The following is a 12264-nucleotide window of genomic DNA, read 5'->3' as shown; positions in this document are numbered from 1 at the left end:
TTGAGATCGTTCCTCACCCGAATCCACGGTTCTGTGCCGGTTTCTTGAACTGCCTGGCCCGCCGCTTCTGTAGCCAGCGGATGATCCCGGTGACGTACAGCACCGGACAGGCGAGGCCGGAGAGGAACACCAGGATGCGGCCGGGTAAGCCGAAGACTTTTCCGGAATGCAGCGGCCATTGCCATTGCACGAACACGTCGCCGCCGCTGCCATGGGCGGGATCTCGCACCTGCAGGAGCTCGCCGCTGCGCCGGTCGAGCACCAGACAGCGGGAATCGAGCACGTGGGGGCGCAATTCGGGAACGTCCCGATAGCAGGCGGTGAAGAGACCCTTATCGCCAGGGGAAAACGAATAGAACTGCGGCACGCCGCCCGGATATTCCGACCGCGCCAGGGCGGCTTCCAAATTGATTGAAGGCATATTCGTGCCCGGATTGCCCGATGCGGTGGGCTCCGGCGTCAGGGGCGAAAAGCGTTCCACCAGCCAGCGGAACTGCGCGGGAAGGTTGAAGTAAAGGCCCGACACGAGGAGGGCCAGAAGCACGATCACGGGGTAAAACCCCGAGACCTGATGCAGGTCATGGTTGAAACGTACCGTGCTGGCGCGGCGCTTGATGGTGAATACCCGCCGCCATTTGCCATCCAGCGGCCACCAGAGAATCAGGCCGCTGAGGACGGAAACGACCGACAGCGCGGCCATCGCTCCCACCAGAATGACGCCGAAGTCCTTTAGCAGCAGAGCGTAGTGGAGCTTGAAGACAAAGCCGATGAGGCAATGCCGGAGCGGATTCCGGGTGTGGTAGAAGACGCGCCGGCCTACCGCTTCAGCCGTGTAGGGATTCACGGCGATGTTGAGCGCGGCCGCTTCCTCCGGCGGCGGTGTCGGTGTCTGTTCGGGATAGTAGAAGCTGAACACGTAATTCATGCCCGCACCGTCCGGCGCGTCGAGCCAGCCCGACTCCCAGCCCGGCGCCGCGGCTCGCTCGGCTGCGGCGAGAATCTCGTCCAAGGGCCTGCGCTCTGGTCCGGGCGGGATCGATGCGCGGTACAGGTCAGGGTTCAGGGACTCGTCGATTTCATGCCAGAACACCAGCACCGAGCCGGTGACTCCGATCACCGCCAGGAACAAACCGAGCCCCAGCCCCAGCCAAAGGTGGACTTTCAGCCAAAGCCTGCGCCGGGCCTGGAGACGTCTCAGCCGGCGGCTTCTCCCGCTTTCGCGAACCCTTCGATGGGTGGAGGGGGTGACGGTTCGATTCATGTTCGGTTCCTGTCTCCCGTCTCGTCCGGTTTCCCGGAACGATGAACGAGACGGGATATTCCGGTGGCGGTGTTCGTTCAATACTCCAGACGTAACGACCCCAGGACGGTCAACGGCTCGCCGACGGTGATTCCTGCGCGTGGTGCGCCATCCAGCATGTTGGTCGCTTTGAAGTAAGTCTTGTCCAGAATATTGGTGACATTCACTTGCGCCGTTAGCCGCGTCGGCCCGACATTGAAGCGATAAGCCGCCATGGCGTCCCAGCGCACGTAACCGGGTAGCTGAAAGCTGTTTTCGTTATCTCCCTCCCGCTGACCGGCGACATAGGCACCAGTGCCCAGGCTCAGCCCTTTGACGAATTCGAACGGCAGGTCGTATTTGACCCAGAGGCTGCCCGAGTTCTCCGGAACGTTGGGAAGCCGATTGCCTTCGTTGTCGGGGAATTGGTTGTCCCGCTTGATTCGGGCATCGGTGAACGCATAGGTTCCGATAACGCTTAGATCCTCGGTAATCCTGCCGGCCACATCCAGCTCGATACCCTGGCTGCGCGCCTGTCCCTGTGTCTTATAGAAGGTACTGTTAGCCGAATTCGCCACATCGACCGCTTGGACGTTCTCCTTGGTGAGGTGGTAATACGCCAGGCTGGCGATGAGACGGCCGTCCCAGAATTCGGTCTTGGTTCCGATCTCGTACTGCGTGCCGGTTTCCGGCGTCAGGATCTCGCCGGTGAAGGAATGCCCCAGGTTGCTGCCGATGGACTCCACGAAGTTTCCGTATAGCGATAACCATTCGAAAGGACGGTAGAGGATGCCGACACGCGGGCTGAAAAACTGGGTTTCCAAGGCATCGAACTGGTTCTGGGTGAAGAGCAAGTGGTTCCAGCGGTTGGTGTTCTTCTGATGAATCCAGTCGTAGCGTCCGCCGCCCAGGATATGCAGTTGGTCGAACAGGGTGATCTGATCCTGGAAGTACAGCCCGTACCACTCTTCCAGGGAGGCCGTGTCGTAGTTGAAGCTCCGGCGCGACGGAAAACGATGGGTGTCGAAATTGAACGCGGGATTTCCCCGCGGGTTGAACGGGTCGAAGCCGTCCATGCCGGGAGGCCAGGGCAAGCAGTTGCCGGACTGTCCGGGGCCGGCGCAACCTTCGCCGAGTTCCTGGCGCCGATAATAATCGCCGCCGAGCAGGAGATTGTGCTTGACGCCGAAGGTTTCGAACTTTCCGTTCAAATCCAGGCTCGTGGCATAGGTGCGCCGGGGATTTTCGACCTGCCACAAGCCGCGATGATATTCGTCGTTGCCGAAATCGACGACCGGTCGATAACTTTCCCGGTAATCCCGGTCATCGTAGATAAAAGTGTGTTTGAGTGCCCAGTCATCGTTGAAGGCATGGGACCAGTTGAAATCCAGCAATATTCCGTCGTGTTGCGTGAAATCGCCTCGGTCGCCCATGAACTGACTGCGCTTGACCTTGGCCGGGCGATCACCGAGGGCGACGATGCCGCTGTCGATGACCGAATTTTCGTGGGTGTATTCCAGGGCCAGATTGAAAGTGGTTCGTTCACCGAATTTCCAGCTGATCGAAGGAGCGAAAAATACCCGTTCCTGATCCACGAGGTCGCGAAATGAATCCGAATTGAGATAGGCCAGATTGACGCGATAGTTCAAGCCATCGGTCAAAGGCCCGGTCGCGTCTATGGTCGTCCGATAAAAATCATAGGAACCGAACTGCTGCTGCAGCGCATAGTACGGTTGATCGAGCGGCTGCTTGGTCACCAGGTTCACCATCCCGCCCGGCTGAATACGGCCGTAGAGAACGGAGGATGGCCCCTTCAGAACCTCGATCTGCTGCAAATGCGCCGTTTCGAACGTGGTTCGCCCCAAGCGGACGCCATTGCGGTAAATCTGGGCATCGGCGGTGAAGCCACGGATCGTGAAGTTTTCGCGCAGATCGCCAAAACCGAAATTCTTCTGCACGCCGCTGACGTTTTTGATGGCATCTTCCACGCGCACCACCTGCTGATCCTCCATCACCTGTCTAGTCACCGTCTGGATCGACACGGGAGTCTCCATGATCGGTGTGTCGGTTTTAGTCGCGGTGGAGGTGCGGATCGCGGCATAGCCGGGGTTTTCGTCCTCCGCCGAATCGGTAACGGATACCAGGTCCAGGGCGACGCTGGCGTCCTTCGGCGCCTGCGGATCCTCCTTCACCGCCACCAGCGTCTTGTCCACCCATTCGTGACGCAGGCCGTTCCGGGCCAGCACCCGCTTCAAGGCCTCGTCGGCCGTCATGCGCCCGCGCACCGCCTGGGTCTTGAGTCCTTGCACCGCGGCGTCGGCGTACATGAGCTTGATGCCGGATGTGTCGGCCACGCTGTCCAGGGCGGCGGATAGCGGCTGTGCGGGCAGATCGAAATCGAAGCGGTCGGCGCCCGCAAGGGCGTCGCGTCCTGCCAAGGCGAAAATCAGCGCCAGAGCGGACGGTTTCGGAAGTGCTTTCCCCCGATGCCCCGGCTTGCGAACGGGGCGGTCGCTATGGACCATGGTCGTCTCCTTTGTTGTGGTTATGGGTCTTGCGACGGCTGATCGTCTTCAAAACTCCTTAACGAAGGAGAGCGGGCAAACCGGACATTTTTTTGTCGAAGGGGGAAGAACTCATCTCCGCGTGGACCGCTCCAGCACAATCGTGTCGCCGCTCGAGCGCTCCGCCCGGACCGGCAAAATTTTCTCGACGGCATTGAGGAAGGGGGCCAGATCGTCGGCATCGAAAGCGCCGCTCAGGGTCTCCCGGCCGAGGGCGGGGTCGGCGATAACGAAGCGCACCGGGTGATAGCGTTCCAGTTCGGCGGCAACTTCGGCCAGCGGGGCGTGCCTGAATACCAGGCGGCCGTGCGTCCAGGCTTCGATCTGCTCCGCGTCCGCCCGTTGCCGGTATCCGAGCCCGGTGCTCTCGCGGTAGCAGTTCCGTTCACCCGCCTTCAACCGCTGTGTCTTGGCATGGCGCGCATCTTCCAGCTCGACCTCGCCTTCCAGCACGGCTATCGTGACCTGTTCCGGCCATTTGCGAACGTCGAACCGGGTGCCGACATCGCGGATCGACAGATCTCCGGACTCCACCACGAAAGGATGGTGCGCATCGTGGGTCACGCTGAACAAGGCTTCGCCGGATTCCAGCTCGACTTTCCGGCTCCATCTCGACCAGTGCACGGCGATCCGGGTGGAAGTGTTGAGATCGATGCGGGAACCGTCGGCCAGCGTCACGCTGCGCCTTTCGCCCATGGCCGTGGCGTAGCGGGTGGTTTCGACCCGGAATTCATACCACCATCCCGCGGTCAGCACAGCCGTCAGCAAGATGGACAGGAGGAGGGTCGGCAGGGCGGAGGGCCGGGGGCGCGCCCGGCGGGCTTCGTCGAGGCCGGGCACGGGAATCTTCCGCAAACTGTCCATGCTGGTCCACACCTGCTCGGCCTCCGCGTAGGCCGCCCGGTGCTTTTCGCTTTGCGCCAGCCAGGCGGAGAACCGGGTACGATCCTCGTCGCTGCAATTTTCCGATTGCAGGCTTACGAACCACTCCATGGCCTGTTTCAGAATGCGATCGTGAGGTCCGTCGAACGGGGGCATCAGCGGAAATTCCCGTTTAACCCGAACTGCGGATCCTGCATGCGCCGGTGACAATGCAGCATCGCCTTGACCAACTGGCGCTGTACAGTCTTTTCGGAAATCCCGAGACGCGCCGCGATTTCGCCGTAGCTCAAGTCGTCGATCTTCCGCAGCAGAAACACGTGCCGGCACTTTCCGGGCAACGATGCGATGGCGTCCAGCAGGATTTCGCACTGCTGACGGAGCGATGCCAGTTCGTCGGGAGAAAGCTTGGGGCAGGTGAGATCGTCGGCCAGGGAATCGGCGCTGACGAAGGTTTGCCGGTTTTGCCGCAAATAATCGATGGCAAGGCGCTCCGCCGTGCGGAACAGGTAGGCCGGCAGGTTGTCCCCATGCGCCAGCGCGTCCTTGCGCACCAGGCGGAGATAAGTCTCCTGGCTCAGATCCTGCGCGGTTTCCGGACACTGCACGCGGCGCACCAGAAAGGCCACGATCGGATCGCGGTAATCGCGAAAAAGCCGGAAAATCTGGTCGTGGGTGAGGGAGGACATGAATGGCGTCGGATGGATCGGAGGAAACGGTTGGTCTCGGTCCAGGTTAATACCTGGACTGAAAAAGCAAGCTCGATGCCATCCGTACACGGCAGCGCAAGCCCTGTGGGAAAGTCTTTATGCAACAGTGCCATACGAAAATCCCGTGGTTCCGGATCGGGAGCGTGCCGCTATCCGGCGCAGTCCGTATGTGTCATTTGCCGCAGTGGGAATCGGCGGAAAGATCGTGTGTCGCGGGGGCAATCCCCCCGACCGCCTCGGATAAAACGGCCGGACCATGCGTCTATTGCCTTGGCGGAGCGCCTGGCCGATGCGCGATTCCCGGAACTTTCCGCAGTGGTACATATCTTGCCCGTAACATTTCCGGCCATAGGGGTGGCATTCGCCCGGATTCCGGTCGATCACTTTCGGTCCCGACAGATCCGCAAAAACCGCAAGACACGAGGACATTACGTGGATTCCAAACCCATCATCCGGTTCGGATTACGGCAAAATCCGATTCTGACCGTGCTTCTGCTTATCGGCATCATCGGGACGTTCCCGCAGCAGACGCGGGCTGCGGGCAACGGTTCCAAGCCGCTGATCCTGCAAGCTGCACGGGTATTCGACGGCGTCAATATGAATACCGATTACGCGGTTCTGATCGTCGACGGCAAGGTGGCGGGCGCGGGGCCGTCACGGCAGGTGCGCAATAACGGCGCGCGCATCGTCGATCTTGGCGATGCCACCCTGCTTCCCGGTTTCATCGAGTTGCACGGCCATTTGGCCTTCCAGAACGTGCCGCGCGAAACGGTGCTGCGCCACGGTGTCACCACCGTCCGCGACGTGGGCGGGCCCTTGCTGGCGCCCTCCGGCGGCGACGGGAGGCTACGCCTGTTGACGGCCGGTCCCATCATCACCGTGCCCGGCGGCTATCCCATCCCGGTGTTCGGCCAGCCCGGTCATGGCCATGGGCACGGCGAGGTGGCGGCGCCGGTCGAATCCGTCGAGCAGGCTCGGCAACTCGTGCAACACCTGGTTGCCGGCAGTGCGGCCGTCATCAAGATCGCACTGGAACCCGGCGGCGAAGAGGGCGCGTCCTGGAGCACGGGACATCCGGCGTCGCCGCCGCCGCCCTGGCCGATGCCGTCCCTGGAAATCGTCCGCGCCGTAGTGGAGGAGGCGCATAAGCTGGGCAAACAGGTATCGGCCCACGTGGCGGAACCCAAGGGCGTAGCGCGAGCACTGGCGGCCGGCGTCGACGAGTGGGCCCATGTCCCCTGCGAGCCCATACCCGACGAATTGCTCGACCAGGCCGTTCAACAAGGCGTCAGGATCATCACGACTATCGATACGCTGTCTCATTGCCGCGGGATACACGCGAATGCCGCCAAATTGGCGAGCCTGGGCGCCCAGCTTTACTACGGCGCCGAAATCGCCCATACGGAAATTCCCTGGGGCATCGATGCCCAGGAGCTTCATCTGATGGCGCACCTGACCGGGATGACGCCCCTGGAGGTGTTCCGTACCGCCACGTCCAAAGCGGGAGAAGTCTTGGGTCTCGCTCCGCTCGGCACCCTGAGCGTCGGTGCTCCCGCCGACCTCATCGCGGTCAAGGGTAATGCGCTGGAAAACTTCAAACGCCTGGAATCCCCGGATTGGGTGATGTCGGGAGGAAAAATCGTCGTCAATTACTTCGGCCGGTAATTCGATTCCTCGCCTCCCCCCAACCCGCGGGCCGGGGCGGCTTTTTGGACCGCTTTGCCCGCCGCTTCTGCAGCCAGCGGATCACGCCGGTGACGTACAGCACCGGGCAGGCGAGGCCGGTGAGAAAGATCAGGATGCGGCCGGGCCAGCCGAAGGCTTTGCCTGAATGGAGCGGCCACATCCAGTCCAGAAACGTGTCGCCGGCGGCGGTTCGGGTGTCGGGATCGTGGACCGTCAATATCTCACCGGAATATTGATCCACCGTCACCCGCCGCTCCGACCAAAAACGGCTGAGACCGGGTACGTCCCTTATGCTGATGGTGTAGACACCCGTTTCGCCTTCTGGAAGGCGCAGCCAATTGACCCTTCCCTCGGGATAGCTCCGGCGGACGCTGGCCAGGGCGCGATCCAAACCGATGGGAGAGCGTCCCGCCGCCGGGGATGATTGCGGATTGTCCGTAAAAGACCGGCTGTTCGGCGAAAGCAGTTTGACCGGCACCTTGAAATGATCGGGCAGGTTCATGTACACGCCGGACAGGAGCACCGCCAGCATGATCAAGGCGGTGTAAAAGCCGAAGGTTTGGTGAACATCGTGATTGAGGCGCTCGGGACTGGCAGCCCGCTTGATGGTCAATGCCCGCCGCCATTTGCCGGTCAGCGGCCACCATACGATCAAGCCGGTGAGCACCGAAATGATCGAAATCACGCCCATGATTCCGACGACGACCGCGCCGGTATTACCCGCCAGCAGGGCAAAATGCAACTGGAACATGAAAGGCACGAAGCCGTCCGGAAGCCACCGGCCCCGTTCGATCACGGCCCGTGTTCCGGTCACCTCGGCCGTGTAGGGGTTGACGAAGACATGCCGGAGTTCGGGCGTGGATTCGTTGTCGGTGACAACGCGGTAGAAGAATTGATACGCCCGCCGGTCATGCCGGGGGTAAATGATCGAGCCGATTTGCGCTCGGTCCGGCATCACCGAGCGAGCCGCTTCGACGATGTCGTCCACCGGGCGGAAATGTTCTTGTCCCTCTACCAGATTCGCCAACGCAATGACGCCGGGATTCAGCCAGTCGTCGGTTTCCTCGTAGAAGACGAGAACGCTGCCGGTAATGCCGAAGATCGCGAGACAGAATCCGAGTATCAGCCCCAGCCAGCCGTGGACTTCGAGCCACAATTTTCGGCGCGCCTTGAGCCGCGACAAGCGCGCGGCCCGCCATGCGTCGACGCCATTCGGGGATTGCCGTACGACGCTCATCCATCGATTCATCATTCCTCCCTCATTCGATCAAAATTCCAGCCGAATCGAACCCATCGCGGTCAGCGGGGCGCCCGGATAGATGCCGACACGCGGTGGTGCGCTCTGGAAAGGATCGGTGGATTCGTAATAGGTCTTGTCCAGAAGGTTGCGGATATTGAATTGCGCGATCAGGTTGGCATCGCCGAGTCGGTAGCGATACGCGGCAAAGGCGTCCAGGCGGACGTAACCCGGCAAGACAAAGGTATTGGCATCGTCGCCTTCGCGCTGACCGGCGATGAACACGCCGGCGCCGAAACTCAGGCCGTTCAGCGGCTCGTAGCGGCGGATATCGTACTTGAGCCAGAGACTGCCCGCGTGCTCGGGCACGTTGTTCATCCGGTTGCCCTGACGACCTTCGTTGTCGTTCGTGATACGCGCGTCGGTAAAGGCATAGCTGCCGATGAGGCTGAGTTCGTCGGTGATCTGTCCGGACACATCCAGCTCGATGCCCTGGCTGCGCGCTTCGCCGATCGGGGCGACGGCATTCGGGTTCGGGCTGCTGAAGTCCCGCGTCAGGATGTTTTCTTTGGTCAGATGATAATAGGCCAGCGTAGCCGTCAAGCGCTGGTCGAAAAGCTCGGTTTTGACACCGGCCTCGAATTGTTCGCCGATTTCCGGATCGACCGTGGCGCCGCTGGCGGTAATGCCGTTGTTTGCGCCGAATGAAGTGGTCCAGTTGCCGTAAACGCTCAGCCAGTACCAGGGCTGATAAAGAATGCCGACCCGGGGGCTGAAGGCTTCGTCCTTACGCGACGGCAGATTGGCTTCGGCGGCGCTGAACGAGTCGCCGAGCCCGCGACCGGTCTCTGCCCAGTCATAGCGCCCGCCTCCCAGGACGTGGAGCGTGTCCCAGAGCGTGATGTGATCCTGGAAATACACGCCGTACCACTCATCCCTGAAATAGGAATGATTGCTTCCCGCCGGAAAAGGCGTTGCCAGAGCATTCGCATAAAACGAACGGTCGATGCCGTAGACCGGATTGTAAATGTCGATTTCCAGGCCCGGTACGGGGTTCATGAAATCCCCTCGGGTCAGATAGGTGCCCGTCGATCGCAGGAAGTCGAAACCGACCAAGGTTTGGTGTTTAGTTCCCCAAAGCTCCAAATTCCCGGTCAGATCGAGGTTGGTGGTATAGGTTTCGGATTCAGCGGCTTGAGAAAAGATATTGCGGAGATAGGTACGGTTGCCGGTGCCGGGATCCAGGAACTGTTGAACGGTAAAGGCATTCGCCGGTTTCACGGACAAATTGCTGTCTTCGTTAAACGAAGCCAAGAAGCGGTTACGTAAAGTCCAGGTTTCGTTAAAGGCATGGCTTAAAGTAAAGCCGAGATTGACCCTCGACAAGGTATCGATCGGGTCGTCGGGATCGATAAAGGAGCGGCTGATGGGAATAGGTGCCGGGCGGTCGCCGATGGCGAACAATCCCCGATCGGCCTGGTATTCCTGATACAAAGCTTCGACTTCCAGGGTCATTTCCGTGGCATCAGTCGGTCGCCAAGTCACGGAAGGCTGCACCAGGATCCGGTCGTTGAAATTGAAATCGCGGAACGATTCGTTGTTCTGATAAGCGCCGGCAAAGCGGTAGCTCCAGGACCGGTCCTCGGTAATCGCTCCGGTCGCGTCCCACTCCGTCCGATAGAAATCGTAAGAGCCGAAACGCTGTTCTAATGAATAATAGGGCGTATTCTCGGGACGTTTGGTCACGACGTTGATCATCCCGCCCGGTTCGATGCGGCCGAATAAAATGGCCGCGGGGCCTTTCAATACCTCGACGCTTTGCAAATTGGCCGTATCAAACTCAGGCGCTTCCCCGACGGAAATGCCGCCCGCGACAAGGCCGTTACGAAATACGCGCTGGTTCTTGAAGCCTCGGATAAGGAAGCCGTGGCCACGGCCCAAACTGGTTTGGGGGCGCACACCGCTGACGTTTTCCAATGCATCCTTTATGCGCGTGGTTTGTTGATCCTGCATGACCGCGCGGGGTACTACCTGTATCGACACCGGCGTGTCCATGATCGGCGTGTCGGTCTTGGTGGCGGAGAAACTGCGGGTTACGGTGTAGCTGCCCCGATCTGTTTCTTCCAGCGCCTCGTCTTTCACCATAACGGGGGACAGATGCACTTCCTGGTTGTCAGCCATGGCCGGACGGATCGGCTCCCGAGCCCGTTCCAGCGTGACGGCCCTAGCCCCGGTATGACGATAGACGAGGCCGGTTCCGGCAAGGAGCTTTCTCAGGGCTTCAGACGGCGGATAGCGTCCGGCGACGCCGGGGGAACGCGCGCCCTTCGCGAGCTCCGCCGGGAAGCCGACCTGCCAGTCTGTGACGGCTATGAATTCGTTCAGCGCGTCTTCCAACGGCTGGGCGGGAATCGAAAACGGCATCGCCTGCTCGCTCCGGGCGGCAGCTTCGGCAGCCGAGGCTCGCGGGGAGAAGGACAATGGCGGAAAAGTCAGCGTGATGCCAATGGCGACTCGAGTGAGCGTCCGTGAGAGGATGACGGTGGACTGATGATTTGTTGTTCTTGTCATGAATGCTCCCAATGCCGGTGTCGTATGCCTGATTCAGGCTCTGGTTACCGAGACGTTTTAGGGGGTGGGAGCACACACCTCGCGACGAAAGAATTTTCATCGCGCATTCAGCGTCTTTGTCGGCAAAGGATTGCCGACCTACATTTTGGGCCGGGATAAGCCGCCGTAGGTCGCGAATCCCTTCGCGACATTGCGCCGCTCGACCCGCGGCTTGCGTCTTGATTTCCAAGACGGTATCTATAGTTTCGGCGACCTTGAAATGGGCGATTGCAACCTACGGTCATTTCACGGGCTACGGCAAGCGAAACGCGTTTCCGGCATACCCAGGGGCACGCCGATTAACGCTCTAACGCACTACCGTCAGATAGGGCGAGACGGTCGTGACGCGGGCGCCGGCGATGTCCGCGAGGGCACGGACCACGGCGGCGGTGTCGTCGAGCTTGTAGTTGCCGGTGACGCGGGTCTCCGCAAGCCTCCCGCTGGCGATGACGATGACGCCGGGATGATAGCGGTCGATTTCATTCAATACGTACGCCAAGGATTGATCCTTAAAAATCAGCCGCTTGTTGAGCCAGGCGAAGGCGCGTCCTGGGTCGATGGTCTCCGGCGGCGTGACCGTTTCCTTTGAGATCGATACGCGCTGCCCCGCCGTTACCTTAACGCTTGCGCCTTTCTCGTTGCCGCAGGCGACGATGCCGCTGTCGACGACGACCGAGGTTGTCTCCCCGGCCAGAACCGCGAACCGGGTGCCCACCACCCGCACGGTCGCGTTGCCGGTGCTGACGATGAAAGGCCGTGCGCTGTCGGGCCGGACCTCGAAATAGGCCTCGCCGGCCAGAAGGCGAACGCCGCGCCTATCGTTGTTGAAATCGAGCGCCAGGGCGGAATCGGTATTCAGGACGACGGTGGAACCGTCCGCCAGCGCGATGCGGCGCTGTTCGCCGGCTACCGTAGTGTAATCGGCGCGCCAGCGGTCGATGAGCCCGGATGCAGCCGCAATCCAGCCGGCCAGCAGCAGGACGGAGGCGGCCGAGGCCCAACGGCGGGCCGTTCGCCGCCGGCTTCGGGCGACGACCGGCGGGACCGCGGCGGGAAATCTTGCCAGCGCCTCGGATAAGGCCGGGGAATTCCACAGCTTCTCCACGCGGGCGTAGGCCTCGGTATTTTCGGGCTTGGCTGCATGCCAGGCCAGGAAGGCTTCCCGCTCGGCCGCGCCGGTTTCGCTGTCCCGCAGCCGCGCGAACCATGTCAGCGCCTCGGCTAGCGGCGTGCCGGGCGCCTTGGGATCGTCGTCGCCGTTGGAAGTCATGAAGAGGATAGGGTCCGCGTGAAATGGAG

General features: G+C 61.2%; 8 protein-coding genes. 1 reads left to right on the top strand and 7 read right to left on the bottom strand.

Annotated features, from left to right (window positions below):
* Positions 1-13: 13 nt before the first annotated feature.
* The 4 genes from ACR2R1_RS04355 to ACR2R1_RS04340 form a co-directional block, all read right to left on the bottom strand.
* Complete coding sequence (locus tag ACR2R1_RS04355) at positions 14-1261, bottom strand: PepSY-associated TM helix domain-containing protein (RefSeq protein WP_434112823.1); 1248 nt, start codon at positions 1259-1261, stop codon at positions 14-16.
* A 77-nt stretch (positions 1262-1338) separates the two neighbouring features.
* A complete protein-coding gene (locus ACR2R1_RS04350) occupies positions 1339-3804 on the bottom strand; it encodes a TonB-dependent siderophore receptor (protein ID WP_434112821.1) in 2466 nt (821 codons plus the stop codon).
* A 111-nt stretch (positions 3805-3915) separates the two neighbouring features.
* On the bottom strand, positions 3916-4881 hold the full coding sequence (locus tag ACR2R1_RS04345; RefSeq protein WP_156881308.1) for a FecR domain-containing protein: 966 nt from the start codon (positions 4879-4881) through the stop codon (positions 3916-3918).
* Entirely contained in the window at positions 4881-5411 is a 531-nt protein-coding gene (locus tag ACR2R1_RS04340) for an RNA polymerase sigma factor (protein ID WP_077732116.1), read from the bottom strand. The genes ACR2R1_RS04345 and ACR2R1_RS04340 overlap by 1 nt, the downstream gene beginning before the upstream one ends.
* A 453-nt stretch (positions 5412-5864) precedes the next feature.
* Here ACR2R1_RS04340 and ACR2R1_RS04335 point away from each other — a divergent pair, with 453 nt between their 5' ends.
* Positions 5865-7097, top strand: a complete 1233-nt coding sequence (locus ACR2R1_RS04335) for an amidohydrolase family protein (RefSeq protein WP_240506905.1) — start codon at positions 5865-5867, stop codon at positions 7095-7097.
* On the opposite strand, the gene ACR2R1_RS04330 is transcribed toward ACR2R1_RS04335, so the two are convergent.
* The 3 genes from ACR2R1_RS04330 to ACR2R1_RS04320 form a co-directional block, all read right to left on the bottom strand.
* The gene (locus tag ACR2R1_RS04330) at positions 7078-8370 is read right to left on the bottom strand and encodes a PepSY-associated TM helix domain-containing protein (RefSeq protein WP_086133897.1); all 1293 of its coding nucleotides are present in this window, start codon (positions 8368-8370) and stop codon (positions 7078-7080) included. The genes ACR2R1_RS04335 and ACR2R1_RS04330 overlap by 20 nt on opposite strands.
* A gap of 15 nt (positions 8371-8385) precedes the next feature.
* Complete coding sequence (locus ACR2R1_RS04325) at positions 8386-10926, bottom strand: TonB-dependent siderophore receptor (protein WP_086133898.1); 2541 nt, start codon at positions 10924-10926, stop codon at positions 8386-8388.
* A gap of 346 nt (positions 10927-11272) precedes the next feature.
* Positions 11273-12235: a FecR family protein gene (locus ACR2R1_RS04320; protein ID WP_086133899.1), complete on the bottom strand. Its 963-nt coding sequence runs from the start codon at positions 12233-12235 to the stop codon at positions 11273-11275.
* Positions 12236-12264: the final 29 nt, after the last annotated feature.

This window comes from Methylocaldum sp. GT1TLB (genome assembly GCF_051027445.1).
GTDB lineage: Bacteria > Pseudomonadota > Gammaproteobacteria > Methylococcales > Methylococcaceae > Methylocaldum.
Note: the sequence above shows the minus strand (reverse complement) of the source record. Positions and strands in the feature narration are given on the sequence as shown.

What these genes read in the sequence shown, in the direction of transcription:
- ACR2R1_RS04355 (WP_434112823.1), bottom strand. Translation starts at nt 1,261, where the DNA reads ATGAATCGAACCGTCACCCCCTCCACCCATCGAAGGGTTCGCGAAAGC.
- ACR2R1_RS04350 (WP_434112821.1), bottom strand. Translation starts at nt 3,804, where the DNA reads ATGGTCCATAGCGACCGCCCCGTTCGCAAGCCGGGGCATCGGGGGAAA.
- ACR2R1_RS04345 (WP_156881308.1), bottom strand. Translation starts at nt 4,881, where the DNA reads ATGCCCCCGTTCGACGGACCTCACGATCGCATTCTGAAACAGGCCATG.
- ACR2R1_RS04340 (WP_077732116.1), bottom strand. Translation starts at nt 5,411, where the DNA reads ATGTCCTCCCTCACCCACGACCAGATTTTCCGGCTTTTTCGCGATTAC.
- ACR2R1_RS04330 (WP_086133897.1), bottom strand. Translation starts at nt 8,370, where the DNA reads ATGATGAATCGATGGATGAGCGTCGTACGGCAATCCCCGAATGGCGTC.
- ACR2R1_RS04325 (WP_086133898.1), bottom strand. Translation starts at nt 10,926, where the DNA reads ATGACAAGAACAACAAATCATCAGTCCACCGTCATCCTCTCACGGACG.
- ACR2R1_RS04320 (WP_086133899.1), bottom strand. Translation starts at nt 12,235, where the DNA reads ATGACTTCCAACGGCGACGACGATCCCAAGGCGCCCGGCACGCCGCTA.